Source organism: Sorangium sp. So ce1014 (assembly GCF_051521505.1).
GTDB lineage: Bacteria > Myxococcota_A > Polyangia > Polyangiales > Polyangiaceae > Sorangium.
On the sequence record NZ_CP150356.1, the window covers coordinates 12,403,726 to 12,417,903 of the forward strand.

Consider the following 14,178-nt stretch of genomic DNA (forward strand, 5'->3'; position numbering starts at 1 on the left):
GCATAGGCGCGCCGCGGCCGCGCGTCGAGATCCGTCGAGCGCCACCCCGCGCGCCGTCGCGCAGGGCAGGCTGACGCGGGATGTCAGGACTTCGCGGACTGCTTGGGCGGGGAGATCGTGCGCCAGAGGAACGCGTAGACGTCCATCAGATCGCGCGGGGCGAGGCTGCGCTCGCGCAGGCGCCGCTCGAGGTCGCGCGCGAGCGACTGCATCCGGGCATAGCCCTCGGCGGTCGGCACGCGATCGTAGGCGAGGTTGAAGCCGAGCACGACGGCCTGCTTCTCGAAGAAGGAGGGCTTCACGAAGACGTGCTCGCCCGGGTAAACGAGCGCGCTCAGGATCGTCGTGAGCGGCCACGTGGCGACCTTGGCCGCCGCGAGCACGCCGGCGAACCGGTCGAAGCGCACGGGGTAGTCGTCCGCGCCATAGAGGAGATCGACGACCGCCTCGGCATAGGCGCGGTGGTGCTCGGCCGGCATCTTGTTGAAGGGGATGAGGTCGCCGAGCGGGTGCAGGAGGCCGGTCGCCGCCTTGTGGACCTTGGTGATCCGCTCCATGAAATCGGTGAGGTTGCCCGCCGCGAGGAGCGCCTCGAGCTCGCCCTTGCTGAGGAGCGCGCGCGCGGTCTCGATGGCGCCCTGCTTGAAGGCCTTGCTCTTCTTCTTCCCGCCCTCGGGCGCGTGGGCCCCGACGGCGCCGCGCTCCTCGGCGACGAAGTGCGGGCCCCCGAACCCGCCCTCGAACTGCGTCTCGAAGCTCGTGACCTGCTCGTCGAAGCTCGTGAGCGGCGGCGCGACAACGCGCGCGCGCTGCTTCCTGGCGGCGGACGACGGCCGATCGCGGAGACCGCGGATCCTGGCCTCGAGCGCGTTCGCTTCGTCGTCGCCGAGCTGCACCGGCTCGAGCTTCGACCAGAAAGCCTTGGCGATGGAGTGATTGTGGCCGTCTTCGAAATCGTAGAAGCGCTTCTCGTCGCGCTCCTCGACGAGGTATCCGAGTCCCCACTGGGGACACCCCGGGTGCTTGACGATGATCGGGGCTGAAGGTTCCGTTGAACGAGAGGTCGCCATAGGCGGCGCAGCCTACTCTATCTTGGGACGACCGCACCCCGCTCCGGAGCCGCTTCTGGACTCGTGTTCAGGTAAAGCGCTCCGGCGGCGCGCAATCGGGCCCATCCGCGCCGGCCCCGGCCGCGGGGCGAGGCGCTAGTTGACGTCGCGCGCCGCCGAGGCGAGCGCGAGCTGCTGGAGCGCGAGCGCCTCGGTCACCCGGCGCACCCGCGCGACGACGTCGAGGGTCTCCAGCACCGCCTGCCGCTCCCGGGCGTCGAGGATCAGGTGGTGGGCGCAGAGGTCCGCGATGAGCGAGGTGGCCGCGTCGCGCGGGAGCCGGAACTCGAAATTGCGATCCCGCTCGCGGACGAGCGAGGAGAACGAGGCCGCGGTGGAGATGAGCGCGGCGTGATCCGGGGCCGGGACCTCCCCGGGCTCGTCCTCGAGGACGGTCGCCGCGGCCGTGCGGTACGGCGGCACGAACGGGCGCTCCGCCAGGCGGACGCGGGCGCGGCCTCGCAGCACGATGTTGTAGCGGCCCCCCGGCAGCTCGGCGTGATCGACGATCTCGCCCGCGCCGGCCACCCCCGCGATCGCCGGGTGGCCGTGCGCGTCGACCGCGCGGGTGTCCGTGATGAGGACGACCGAGAGGATGCGGTGCGTCTCGAGCGCGTCGCGGACGAGCGCCCGATAGCGCGGCTCGAAAATGTGGAGCGGCAGGAGGGCGCCGGGGAAGAGCACCGTCTGCGGCAGCGGGAACAGCGGGAGATCGAGCAAGGCCGCGTTGAGGTCGCCCGGTCGCGGAGGCGTCGTTTCCACGAGTCGTAGGCTAGCACGCCGGGAGGAGCGGGTGTGGCGGCCCCACGTACATCGGCCTCGGCGGGCAGGCCGGGCCGCGTGCGCGGTCGGCCGGGGATCGACGACGCCGGGGCGCGCCAGCCGAGCCTCCTCGGCCGCGCCCCGTCAGCCGAACATCTCGAGCGCCGAGCCGGTCACGGCGTCGGGGGCGTCGAGCGCGGCGTACACGATGAGCTGCGCCACGTCGTCGGCGCTCATCTGCGGGGGGAAGCCGCTCCCGGCGAGCATGTCGGTGTCGACCGAGCCGGGGAGCACGGCGATGGACTGGAGCCCCGTCCCGCGCAGCTCCTCGGCCAGGCTCTTCGAGAGGCCGACGAGGCCCCACTTGGAGGCGGCGTACGAGGCGTTGCCCGGGGACGCGAGGGTCGAGGAGATGCTGCCGACGTGGACGAGCCGGCCGCGGCCCTGCGCCAGCATGGCCGGGAGGAAGGCGCGCGCGATGAGGAAGGGGCCGCGCAGGTTGACGGCGATCACCTCGTCCCAGGCGGCGGGCGCGGTCTCGTGGACCCGCGTCCCGCGGCGCACGACGCCCGCGTTGTTCACGACGACGCGGGGCGCGCCGAGCCACGCCACGACCTCGGCGGAGGCGCGCGCCACCTGCTCCTCGGAGGCGACGTCGCAGGGGACCGGCAGCGCGGCGACGTCGAGCCGGCGGACCTGGTCGGTGACCGCGTCGAGGCGCGGGCTCGGGCGGCCGAGCAGCGCGATGGACAGGCCGCGGCGCGCGAGCGCGAGCGCCGTCGCGCGGCCGATGCCGCGGCTCGGCCCCGTGACGACCGCGACGCCGCTCACGCCCGCCCCCCGGAGAGCGCGGCGGCGAAGGCGAGATCGCGCTCCGGGCCCGGATCGGCGAACGCGCCGGCGACCGCGACGGTCTCGATGACGGCGCCCGCCTTGCGCTCGCCGCGGGCGATGAGGCAGGTGTGGGTCAGCGTGAGCTTGCACAGCGCGCCGCGCGCGCCGAGCTCGCTGACGAGCAGCTCGACGAGCTGCCCGCCGATGCGCTCCTGCAGGGTCAGCCGTCGCGCGAGCGCGTCGAGCACGTGCGCGATCGTGCCGATGCCGGCGACCCGCGCGCCCGGCAGGTAGGCGACGATCCCGGTGCCGTGCCCCGGCAGCAGGTGGTGGGGGCACATCGTGGTCACCGAGAGCTCGCGCGCGACGACGAGGCCGCGCTCGAAGGGGCCCGTCTCCATGGCGCCCTCGCGGAGCACCGCGGCCGCGTCGATGGCCTCGCCCTCGATCAGATCGTCGGCCCATGCGTCGGCGACGCGCTCGCCCGTGCCCGCGAGCTCCCCCTCGAGGTCGCGCCCGAGGGCGCGGAGGAACTCCTCGATCGCCCGGGCTGCTCTCTGCCGATCGATCACCGGGGCCCCGTCATCAGTTGAGCAGCTGCCGGCGCGTGGCGGCGGTGATCGGCCTGCGCCCGGCGTAGCCGGCCTCGAGCCCGTGGTAGTGGTCGACCGCCGGCTCGCCGTAGCGCCAGCAGAGCCAGACGAGGGCGCCGTCGAGGCGGCCATAGAAGTCGCAGAGCCCGATCCGCTGGTCCTTCACGACGACCCCGAGCTCCTCGACCTCCTGCCACCCGGACTCGTACGCCGCGATCTTCTCCGAGAGCTCGCGCTCGCGCGCCCGCGCCTGCTCGCTGCCGCTGCGCGCCAGCTCGATGAGCTGGTCGGGCGTCACCGCCGGGCTCTCCACGGCGTGCACGAGCTCCTGCCAGCTGCGCTCGATATCGCTCGCCAGGGCGAGCTGCCGGCGGATCAGCGACGCGAGCTCCGGGACGAGCGCGTTCGCCTCTTCGATCGTCCAGATGCGGGGAGTGTTCACGGGACCTCACCTGAAAGGCGGCGCGACAACCCGGTCATGCAGGGCCGGTAAGCGGAGGAGAGTGCGGTGTCAAGGGCTTGTCCGGAAGGATGCGCCGCGCGGGCGGGTCCACGCGGCCGCGGCCGCTGCCGGGCCCGCGCGTCGCGGACGCGCGGCCACGTCGCCTGCGATGACCCACGCGCCGGCGCGTCGCGGAGGTCGCGAAGAACGACAGCCAGGGTGGCCGCGTTCCGCTCCGCGGTGTCCGCCCCTTCACCCGGCAATGTGTTGCAACCGGCGTTCCTCGAGCGATAAGCTCGCGCAGCGATCCTGCAAGATTGCGAGGCCGCCGCATGCGACTCCGGACGATGTCGGGCATCAAGCTGTCGAATCTGCTCCTCTGCGGCTGGAGCGGGCTCGTGCTCATTTACCTGTATCTCCCGATCCTGCTCCTCGTCGTCTACTCGTTCAACGACTCGCGGATGAGCGTGGTGTGGGAGGGGTTCACCTTCAAGTGGTATGGGCAGCTCTTTGACGAGCTCGTCGCGCACCTCGGGGACGAGCGCCGGTCGCCGCTCATCGAGTCGCTGAGCAACAGCGTGATCATCGCGGCGATCACCACGGCGTTCTCGGTCGTCCTCGGCACGGCGGGCGCCTTCCTGCTCTACCGGTACAGGTTCCCTGCGCTCCGGTCGATCACCGCGCTGATCTTCATCCCCATGATCATCCCGGAGATCATCATGGGGATCAGCCTGCTCATCTTCTTCAAGACGGTGGAGCTCGAGCTCGGCTTCACGACGGTCATCATCTCGCACGTCACCTTCTGTTTCCCGTTCGTGCTCATCGCCGTCCAGGCGCGGCTCGCGGGGCTCGACCCGTCCCTCGAGGAGGCCGCCCTGGACCTCGGGGCGACGCCGCTCAAGGCGTTCTTCCTGATCATGGTGCCTTACCTTCTGCCCGCGATCATCTCCGGTGCGCTGATGTCGTTCACGCTGTCGATGGACGAGCTCATCGTCACGTATTTCACGCGCGGGCCCAAGTCCGAGACCTTGCCGATCAAGGTGTTCGGCATGGCGAAGGTCGGTTTGAACCCGATGCTGAACACGATCTCGACCGTGTTCATCGTCGCGACCGCGATGCTCGTCGTGTTCGCCGAGTCGCTGAAGGGCACCGCGAGGCGGCTCCCCGACGAGAGCTGAAGGGGACCGACGCGCGGCGCGAGCGCCTGCGCCGGCGCAGGCAAGACAAGGAATAGGCCAATGAAACGCATCTCAGCGCTCCTCATCCTGATGTTCCTCCCCCTCGTGGCCCTGCTCGGCTGCGGGAAGAAGGAGGGCCCGGCGCCCCAGTCGACCGGCTCGGGCAGCGCGCCCGAGCCGAAGGCCGGCGGCGAGCTCAACCTCTTCGGGTGGTCCGAGTACATCCCGCAGGAGATCCTGGACGGCTTCACGAAGGAGACGGGGATCAAGGTCAACTACGAGACCTACGCCTCGAACGAGGAGATGCTGTCGAAGCTCCTCGCGGGGAGCACCCGGTACGACCTCATCCAGCCTTCGGAGTACGCGATCGAGGCGCTCGTCAAGCAGAAGAAGCTACAGCCGCTCGATCAGGCGCGCATCCCGAACCTGAAGAACATCGCGCCCGCGTTCAGGAACCAGCCGCACGATCCGGAGCTCAAGTACACGGTCCCGTGGATGGGCACGACGGTCGGCATCGTCGTCAACACCGAGAAGGTGAAGGAGCCCGTGAAGGGCTACAAGGACGTGTTCCAGCCGAAGTACAAGGGGCGCATCGTGGCCCTGAACGACGCCCGCGAGATCGTGTCCTGGGTGATGGTGACGATGGGGATGAACGCCAACGACGTGACGCCGGAGAACCTCGCGAAGATCAAGCCGACCCTGGCGGAGTGGATCAAGCTCGTGAAGGTGTTCGACTCCGACAGCCCGAAGACGGCGCTGCTCAACGGCGACGTCGACATCGGCGTCCTCTGGAGCGGCGAGGCGGCCCTGCTCTACCAGGAGAACAAGAACAAGTTCCAGTTCATCCTGCCGACCGAGGGGGCGCACAAGGCGATCGACAGCCTGGCGATCCCCGAGAACGCCGAGAACAAGATCGGCGCGGAGATGTTCATGAACTACATCCTCCGTCCGGAGGTCAGCAAGCTCATCTCGGACAAGTTCCCCTACACGAACCCGAACACGGAGGCGCGCAAGCTGCTCACGCCCGAGCAGCTCGCCAACCCGGCGAGCTACCCGCCCCTCGCGGGGATGGAGACCTTCCACGACATCGGGAAGGCGGCGGCGGACGTGGACAAGCTGGTGACGGACCTCAAGGCATCGCAGTGAGCGGCGGGGCGTCATGAACACGGCCACCGGGCAGGTCATCGAGCTCCAGGGCCCGCGGCGCAGGCCGGGGGTCCGCGGGTGGCTGCTGCTCGCCCCGCTGTTGCTCTGGCTGTTCGCCTTCGTCGTGGCGCCCACCGCGATCATGCTCGTCTACAGCTTCTGCGAGCGGGACGAGCTCGGGCAGGTGGTCTTCGAGCTCTCGCTGTCGAGCTACGCGCGGGTCTTCGACGCGACCTACCTCAAGATCCTGCTGAGCTCGATGAAGTATGCCGCCATCACGACGGTGATCTGCCTCGTGGCGGGCTATCCGGTGGCGTACTTCATCGGGCGGGCCCGGGAGGGCGTCCGGAACAGGCTGCTCATGCTGGTGATGGTGCCGTTCTGGACCAGCTTCCTCATCCGGACGTATGCGTGGATGTCGATCCTCAAGTCGGAGGGGCTCCTCAACGGGCTCTTGCTCTACCTGCAGATCATCTCGGCGCCGCTCGACATCATGTACACGCCGACGGCGGTGGTCATCGGGCTCGTCTATTCTTATTTGCCGTTCATGATCCTGCCGATCTACGGGAGCGTCGAGAAGCTCGACAACGCGCTCATCGAGGCGGCGTTCGATCTGGGCGCGGGGCCCGTGTCCGCCTTCTCGCACGTCATCGTCCCGCTCACGCGCCCGGGGATCCTCGCGGGCGTCCTGCTCGTGTTCATCCCGGCGCTCGGGATGTTCGCGATCACGGATCTCATGGGTGGGTCGCGCGTGCCGATGATCGGCAATGTCATCCAGAACCAGTTCGGGCAGGCGCGCGACTGGCCGTTCGGCGCCGCGCTCGGGATGACGCTGCTGCTCCTGTTCTCGCTGTTCTTCCTGCTTGGCCTGCGCAAGGAGCAGGAAGGGTGATGATTTCATTGCGGGTCTTCGGTGAGCCTCGTTCGGTCGTCGGCGCCGCCGAGTCGTCCTGCTCATTCCTCGAGGTAAATTGATGGACGTGATGGTCGAGCTCCGCGCGGTCACCAAGCGATTCGGCAGCTTCCACGCCGTGAGCGAGGTCGATCTCCAGATCAAGGCGGGCGAGTTCATCACCCTCCTCGGCCCCTCGGGGTGCGGGAAGACGACGCTGCTCCGGATGATCTCGGGCTTCGAGACGCCGACGAGCGGCGCCGTCCTGCTCGACGGAAAGGACGTCACGCACGAGCCGCCCTACCGGCGGGACGTCAACCAGGTGTTCCAGAGCTACGCGCTGTTTCCTCACATGACCGTGCAGGAGAACATCAGCTTCGGCTTGCGGATGAAGAAGGTCCCGAAGCAAGAGCTGGCCGAGCGGGTCCGCGCCGCGGTCGCGATGGTGTCGCTCGGGGGCATGGAGCAGCGCAAGCCGTCGCAGCTCTCCGGCGGGCAGCGGCAGCGGGTCGCGCTCGCGCGGGCCATCGTCTGCCGCCCGAAGGTGCTGCTCCTCGACGAGCCCCTCTCCGCGCTCGACGCGAAGCTCCGGCACGCCATGCAGGTGGAGCTCAAGCAGCTCCAGAAGAAGCTCGGGATCACGTTCGTGTTCGTGACCCACGACCAGGAAGAGGCGCTCACCATGAGCGACCGCATCGCCGTGATCAACAAGGGGCGGATCGAGCAGCTCGGCGACGCGTCGCAGATCTACCATCGCCCGAAGACCACGTTCGTCGCGAGCTTCATCGGTCAGGCCAACATCCTCCGGGCGACCGTCCTCTCGCGGAGCGGCGAGCGCGCGCGGGTCCGGCTCGACGGAGACATCGAGCTCCTCGTCAACGCCGAGCACCTCGCGGGCGGGGCCGAGAGCGCGCTCATCTCCATCCGGCCCGAGAAGATCGCGCTCCGCAAGGAGCGGCACGGCGACCTGGAGAACTGCTTCGAGGCGCACGTCGAGGACGAGCTGTTCAAGGGCGCCACCGACCAGCTGCGCCTCCGGACCGACTCCGGGCTCGCGCTCACGGCCGTGGTGGCCAACGAGAGCTCCGTCCAGGCCGCGCTGCACGCCGGCGACAGGGTGTTCTGCCACCTCCACCCCGACGACATCGTCATCGTCCACGAGGAGTGACCCGCCGCGGGCCGGCGCTCGCGCGAGCGCGCCGTACGCGCGGCCGCGCGCTCGGGAGGTACGCCGGCGGCCCGCCGTGCCACGCCGGCCATTGCGCGCGCCGCCGCCGGCGGGGAGCCGGTGTGGCGCCGGGGCGCCGTGAACCGCGGTTCTCATCCGGACGCGACAGCGTGGAAGTCGGGCTCGAATGCCGCGTACGATGAAGGGCATGCTGCTTGCCAATCGGCCTCGCATGCCCCGACGGTCGCTTGCGCTTGTGGTTCCTGCGGTCCTCTTCTCGTTCCCCGGCGACGTCCTCGCCGCGGGGGCATGGCTGCCCGGCGCCGGACAGGCGTCCGTCGAGCAGCGCGTCGCCGTCGCGGCGGGGCCGGAGCGCACGACGCTCTGGACGAGCCTGCGGTTCGACGGGGCGCGCGGGCCCGTGGCGGTCGTCGTGCCGGTGCCGCCGCTCGCGGCGCTCGATGTGAGCTCGGACGCGTGGTTCGAGGCGCTCGAGGCGGCCACCGCGCCGCGCGTGCTCCCGCCCGAGGGCGTCGCCCCGCACTGCCCCGGGGAGGAGGGCGCGCCGGGCCCGTTCCATACGGTCGGGCAGCTCGCGCACGAGGCGACGCTCGAGCCGCTCGAGGTGACGGTGCTCGAGGATGCGGTCGCGGTCGCGCGCTGGGCGGAGTCGGCGGGGCTCGCGCTCTCCTCCGAGACGGCCGCGCAGCTCGGCGAGCTGCAGGGGATGCGCTTCGCGGCGGCCCGGTTCGATGCGCCCGGCGGGCCGGCGATCACGCGGACGCTGCGCATCGCCATGAGCGGCGGCGAGCCGCGCCTGCCGCTGTCGCTGGCCAGGGCGGGCGAGGGCGACGTGCGCGTGACCGCGTGGCTCCTCGGCGACGGCCGGGGCGCGCTGACGGGCGCGGCGCCGGTGACGCTCCCGCCGGCCTCGCTGAGCTGGGACGCGGGCGCGCAACGCAGCGATTACGAGGCGCTGCGCGCCGAGGCCCTCGGCCAGGCGGGGCTCCACGGCGCGCTCGTCGAGGGCGCGGGCCACGGGGCGCTGAGCCGCCGTATCGCCATCGGCAGCGACAGCGTGGACAGCGTGATCGCGGCCTATTTCGCGCGCGCGAGCGCGTACGGCGACGCCGGCGACGGCCCGGGAGCGTGCGCCGCGGTGGCCGCGGCCGCGCTGGAGTCGAGCCTCGCGGTCGCCGCGAGCTGCCCGCGCGCCGCGCTCGGGGTGGTCGACGGGTCGCTCGACTGCGCGGAGTCGCCCCGGAGGGACGAGACGGATCCCGATCTCCTGCGCTGCGGCCCGGTCGCCGACGATCTCGCGGTCGGGCTCTCCGGGCTCGCGCCGTCGTCGGTGTGGCTCACCCGCGTCTCGCTCCGGCTCGCTGCCGGGCAGGCCGGCGCGGACTGGCCGCTGACGTTCGGGGCCGGTGCGTCCGTCTCGCCGATCGTGAAGGCCGGCGCCATCCGCCTGGACGCGTGCTCCAGCGAGATCGGCGCGGGCGGCGCGAGCGGCGCGAGCGGCGCGAGCGGCTCGTCGGGCGTGGGCGGACCCGGGGGCCTGGGCGGCGGGCCGAGCACCGGCGAATCGAGCACGACCGGCGGCTCATCGGGTGGGGGTATCGTCGACGACTATTATTACGACGACGAGCCGGTCGCCGACATGGGCTGCGGCTGCGCCGGCACCGCCGATACGGTCGTCGTGGACGACACCGAGCCGCAGGGCGAAGACGACTATTACGACGAGGAGTACGAGGACGACGGCTGCAGCGGCGACACGAGCGAGCCTGCGCCCGAGGACGAGTACTACGCGGAGGACGACGGCTGCAGCGGCGACACGAGCGAGTCCGAGGACGAGTATTACGCGGAGGACGACGGCTGCAGCGGCGACACGAGCGAGTCCGAGGACGAGTATTACGCGGAAGACGACGGCTGCAGCGGCGACACGAGCGAGTCCGAGGACGAGTATTACGCGGAGGATGACGGCTGCAGCGGGGGCTCCGATGACTCCGCCGAGTCGGAGGACTGCTCGATCGCGGGCGAGCGGCAGCCGAGCGCCCGGAAGAAGCGGGGGCCGAAGCTGTCGGTCATGGCGCTCGGGGTGTTCGCGCTGATCGCGCCGCTCCGGCGCGCGAGCCGGCCCCGGAGGAGCAGCCGGCGGTAAGCTGACGGTAAGCCGGCGGTAAGCTGACGGTAAGGCGCGGGCGGGCGGCGCCGCGGCGGGAGCGGGCGGTGCCGGAGGGGGGCTTCTCGTGGCATACTCCCGCGGGAGGCCATGACGTGAACGCACCCGCCCGCAAGCTCTCCTTCCCCTACGCCGAGTACCTCGAGCAGGAGCGGGCGAGCCCGACAAAGCACGAGTTTCTCGGGGGCGAGATCTTCGCCATGGCCGGCGGCACGCCGGAGCACGCGCGGCTCGCGGCCCGGGTGACGGTGGCGCTCGGCGCGCAGCTCCACCGCCGCCCCTGCGAGGTGTTCTCGTCCGACCTCCGCGTGCGCGTGCTCGCGACGGGGCTCGCGACCTACCCGGACGTGAGCGTCGTCTGCGGCCAGCTGGTGCGCGATCCGGAGGACAAGGACGCGGCGGTCAACCCGCTGGTGCTCGTCGAGGTGCTGTCGGACTCCTCGGAGGCGTACGATCGGGGAGAGAAGTTCGCGCACTACCGCCGCATCCCGTCGCTGAAGGAGTACGTGCTCGTCTCGCAGGCGCACCGGAGGATCGAGGTCTTCCGGCGCAACGAGGACGACTCGTGGACGCTCTACGAGGCCGGGCCGGGCGAGCGCGCGAGGCTCGCGTCGATCGACGGCGCGCTCGACGTCGACGAGGTCTACCGCGGCGCGCTCGAGACCTCCGCCGCGGGCTGAGGGGCCGTCGGTTCACGGAGCCCTGATGCGCGACGTCCGGATGCGAGGATTTCGCGAGCAGACGGCGGTCGCGCGGGCGATCGAGCTGCTGGAGCAGCGGATCCGGCGGCTCGGCGACGAGCCGGTGCCGATCGCCCGGTCGGCGGGGCGGGTCGCGGCCGAGCGCGTGCTGGCCCGGGTGAGCGTGCCGCACTTCGCCCGGGCGGCCATGGACGGCTACGCGCTCGCCGGCGAGGCGACCTCCGGCGCGGCCGCCGGCGCGCCGGTCGAGCTCGCGCTCGTGGGCGCCTCGTTCCCCGGGCGCCCTCACGCGGGGGCGATCCGCCGGGGCGAGGCGGTGCGGATCACGACCGGCGCGCCGGTGCCCGAGGGGGCCGACGCGGTGCTGATGGCGGAGCACGCGGAGGAGGCGGCGGGCCGGGACGGGGCGGCGGTCGTGCGGGTGCGCGCGCCCGTGCCGGCCGGCAAGCACGTCGCGTCGATCGGCGAGGACGTGCTGGAGGGCGCGGAGGTCGTGCCGGCCGGGCGCCGGCTGCGCCCGCAGGACGTCGGCGTGCTCGCCTCGACCGGGGTCGCCGAGGTGCGCGTGGTGCGGAGGCCGTCGGTGCAGATCCTGATCACGGGCGACGAGCTCCTGCCGCCGGGGAGCATGCCGAGCGGGGCGTGCATCGTCGACACGAACAGCCTTGTGCTCACGGCGCTCGCGCGCCGCGACGGCGTCGAGGACGTCGCCGTCGCGTACGTCCCCGACCGGCGCGAGGCCGTCCGGAGCGCCCTCGCGGCGGCCGGCGGGGAGGTGGTGCTTGTCTCGGGCGGGTCGTCGGTCGGCTCGGAGGACCACGCCCCGCTCGTGCTCGCGGAGCTGGGTGAGGTGGCGGTCCACGGCGTCGCGATGCGCCCGGCGAAGCCCGCCGGGTTCGGGTTTCTGGAGGGCGAGCGCCCGGTGTTCCTGCTGCCGGGAAACCCGGTGTCGTGCCTCTGCGCCTACGAGTTCTTCGCCGGGCCCTCGATCCGCGCCCTGGGCGGCCTGTCGCGCGCGTGGCCGCACCGGCGGACGCGGTGCGTGGTGGCGAGCGAGATCGCCTCGCAGCCGGGGCGCGTCGATTACGTGAGGGTGCGTGTCGAGGGGGACCGGGTGTTTCCGATGGCGACGAGCGGCGCGTCCATCCTGTCGTCGACGACGCGCGCGGACGGCGTGGTCATCGTGCGAGCCGAGGATGCGGCGGTTGGAGAGGGCGCCGAGGTCGAGGTGCTGCTCTACGACGCGTGAGGCGAGGCGGGCGAGGGTCGGTCGAGGCCGGAGCCCTGGACTCGGCGAGGGGGCGGCCGACGAACAACGTGCCACTCAGCATCAGGATCTTCATGGTCCGTCCGTGTGCACCGCGAACGCAGGCTGGCGAGGCGAAGCGTCGCTGACCGGCTCGGCCGGCGCCCGTGGCGCTTGGTGCCGCCGCTGAACGGCAGTACCCTCGGGCAAGACACATGACCCTCCGCCTTCCTTTCTCCGTTCTGCTTATCCTCGTATCGGCCGGCTGCCTGGCGAGCTGCAGCGACGGCGAGCGCGACACGACCCCCGAAGGCTCCACCTCAGGCGGGGGCGCCGGCGGAGGCGGCGCGAACGCCGGCGGCGCGACAGGAGCGACGATCCCCGCAGTCACCGGCGCGGGCGGCGACACGGCCGCGAGCGGCACGACCACGAGCGCCACGACCTCCGGCGGCGGCGGCGGCGCGGAGGCCGTCGCGCCCGGGATCGTCAAGCTCGCCGAGGGGAAGCTCGCGGAGTCGGGGCTCACCGTGGTGTCTTATGGTGGTTACCTCAACGGCGAATCCTTCCAGCAGGACGCGATCGTGTCGTTCGGCGGCTATCAGTACACGGCCTTCTGGAACACGAGCCGCAATGTCGTCCTCGCGCGCCGGCAGCTGCCGGCCAGCCCAGGAGGGGACGGCGGGGCATGGCAGAAGTTCGACTTCAAGGACCACCGGCTCAGCGCCGACGACGCCCACAACACGATCTCTCTCGGGATCGCGCCGGGGGACGGCACGCTTCACCTCGCCTTCGATCACCACGGCAGCACGCTGCACTACCGCCGCTCGATCGCCGGCCTGCTGACCGACCCGGAGGGCACAGCCTGGGCCGCCGCGAGCTTCAGCGCCGTCTCGAGCGCGCTTGTCGGAACGACCCCCGTGCACCTCGTGACGTACCCGCGGTTCGTCACCGAGCCCGGCGGCAACAAGCTGCTCCTGAGCGCGCGGATCGGCGAGAGCGGGAGCGGCGACGAGCACCTGTGGGAGTACGACACGACGACGCACGCCTGGAGCGCGCTCGGCGAGTACATCGAGGGGACGGACGCCAGCATCAACGCCTACCTGCACGGCCTCGCGTACACGCGCGGCGGCTCGCGCCTGCACGCGGCCTGGTGCTGGCGCGACACGCCCAACGCGACAACGAACCACGGCCTCCTGTACATCTACAGCGATGATCACGGGCGCACCTGGCACAACAACGCGGGTGACAAGGTCGCGACCACCGGCGCCTCCTTCGTCGCCCGGAGCACGGCGGGCCTCTCCGTGGGGACCATCGGCCAGAACCGAGGGCTCATCAACCAGGAGCACATGGCGGTCGACGCGAGCGGCCGGGTCCACGTGCTGCTCTCGCACCTCCCCGACGCCGAGGCCGACAACGCGAACTTCACGAATGCCCGGGCGCGCAGCGAGTTCTTCCACTACGTCCGGGGACCCGAGGGGACCTGGGCGCGACACGGCCTCGGCCTGCGCGTCATCGAGAACTTCCGGGGCAAGCTCGCGATCTCCTCCACCGAGAACGTCTACGCGATCCTCCCCGATCTGCGCATCGCCGGCGCCTCGCCGAGCGACGGCTATGCGACCTGGACGCTCCTCGACGCCTCCGACTCGGGCCGCTTCTTCTCCGATCCCCTGATCGACACCGCCCGGCTCGAGACCTCGGACGAGCTCACCGTGTACTATCCGGAGCGGGGCTCGGTGAACATCTGGGGCCTGGAGTACGCCCTCCGGTGAGCCGCGCGAGGAACGCTCCTCCGCCCTGAGCGCGCGCCCGCCCGGGCCGGACTCCCGCCGGCACGCCGCGATCCACCCCTGAGCGGGCACGCTCGGTGCTCGTCCTCACGCGCGGTGTTGCCGGTGGCGAGGGCGTGCACTGCCGCGACCGCCGCG

Annotated in this window: 13 protein-coding genes; 8 read left to right on the top strand and 5 right to left on the bottom strand. The window is 71.6% G+C overall.

Annotated elements, in window-relative coordinates:
- Positions 1–83: 83 nt before the first annotated feature.
- The 5 genes from WME75_RS46675 to WME75_RS46695 form a co-directional block, all read right to left on the bottom strand.
- On the bottom strand, positions 84–1,070 hold the full coding sequence (locus WME75_RS46675) for a hypothetical protein (RefSeq protein WP_437484995.1): 987 nt from the start codon (positions 1,068–1,070) through the stop codon (positions 84–86).
- A gap of 135 nt (positions 1,071–1,205) precedes the next feature.
- On the bottom strand, positions 1,206–1,871 hold the full coding sequence (locus WME75_RS46680; protein WP_437484996.1) for an LON peptidase substrate-binding domain-containing protein: 666 nt from the start codon (positions 1,869–1,871) through the stop codon (positions 1,206–1,208).
- A 144-nt stretch (positions 1,872–2,015) separates the two neighbouring features.
- A complete protein-coding gene (locus tag WME75_RS46685) occupies positions 2,016–2,702 on the bottom strand; it encodes an SDR family NAD(P)-dependent oxidoreductase (RefSeq protein ID WP_437484999.1) in 687 nt (228 codons plus the stop codon).
- Entirely contained in the window at positions 2,699–3,277 is a 579-nt protein-coding gene (folE, locus tag WME75_RS46690; RefSeq protein ID WP_437485001.1) for a GTP cyclohydrolase I, read from the bottom strand. Before folE ends, WME75_RS46685 begins: the two co-directional genes overlap by 4 nt.
- A gap of 13 nt (positions 3,278–3,290) precedes the next feature.
- The gene (locus WME75_RS46695; protein WP_437485003.1) at positions 3,291–3,740 is read right to left on the bottom strand and encodes a DUF2203 domain-containing protein; all 450 of its coding nucleotides are present in this window, start codon (positions 3,738–3,740) and stop codon (positions 3,291–3,293) included.
- A 332-nt stretch (positions 3,741–4,072) separates the two neighbouring features.
- Here WME75_RS46695 and WME75_RS46700 point away from each other — a divergent pair, with 332 nt between their 5' ends.
- The 8 genes from WME75_RS46700 to WME75_RS46735 all read left to right on the top strand — a co-directional run bounded on the left by WME75_RS46700 (position 4,073) and on the right by WME75_RS46735 (position 14,022).
- The gene (locus WME75_RS46700; RefSeq protein ID WP_437485005.1) at positions 4,073–4,918 is read left to right on the top strand and encodes an ABC transporter permease; all 846 of its coding nucleotides are present in this window, start codon (positions 4,073–4,075) and stop codon (positions 4,916–4,918) included.
- A gap of 60 nt (positions 4,919–4,978) precedes the next feature.
- Positions 4,979–6,064 carry a polyamine ABC transporter substrate-binding protein gene (locus tag WME75_RS46705; RefSeq protein WP_437485007.1) on the top strand — a complete coding sequence of 362 codons (1,086 nt, stop codon included), beginning with the start codon at positions 4,979–4,981 and terminating at the stop codon, positions 6,062–6,064.
- A gap of 13 nt (positions 6,065–6,077) precedes the next feature.
- Positions 6,078–6,956: an ABC transporter permease gene (locus WME75_RS46710; protein ID WP_437485009.1), complete on the top strand. Its 879-nt coding sequence runs from the start codon at positions 6,078–6,080 to the stop codon at positions 6,954–6,956.
- Positions 6,957–7,038: 82 nt separating this feature from the next.
- Positions 7,039–8,124 (top strand): ABC transporter ATP-binding protein, encoded by a 1,086-nt coding sequence (locus tag WME75_RS46715; protein ID WP_437485011.1) that lies wholly within the window; start codon positions 7,039–7,041, stop codon positions 8,122–8,124.
- A gap of 256 nt (positions 8,125–8,380) precedes the next feature.
- On the top strand, positions 8,381–10,285 hold the full coding sequence (locus WME75_RS46720; RefSeq protein ID WP_437485013.1) for a DUF2330 domain-containing protein: 1,905 nt from the start codon (positions 8,381–8,383) through the stop codon (positions 10,283–10,285).
- A gap of 116 nt (positions 10,286–10,401) precedes the next feature.
- Entirely contained in the window at positions 10,402–10,986 is a 585-nt protein-coding gene (locus WME75_RS46725) for a Uma2 family endonuclease (protein ID WP_437485015.1), read from the top strand.
- Positions 10,987–11,026: 40 nt separating this feature from the next.
- Positions 11,027–12,256: a molybdopterin molybdotransferase MoeA gene (locus WME75_RS46730; RefSeq protein WP_437485017.1), complete on the top strand. Its 1,230-nt coding sequence runs from the start codon at positions 11,027–11,029 to the stop codon at positions 12,254–12,256.
- A 212-nt stretch (positions 12,257–12,468) separates the two neighbouring features.
- The gene (locus tag WME75_RS46735; protein WP_437485019.1) at positions 12,469–14,022 is read left to right on the top strand and encodes a BNR repeat-containing protein; all 1,554 of its coding nucleotides are present in this window, start codon (positions 12,469–12,471) and stop codon (positions 14,020–14,022) included.
- Positions 14,023–14,178 lie beyond the last annotated feature (156 nt).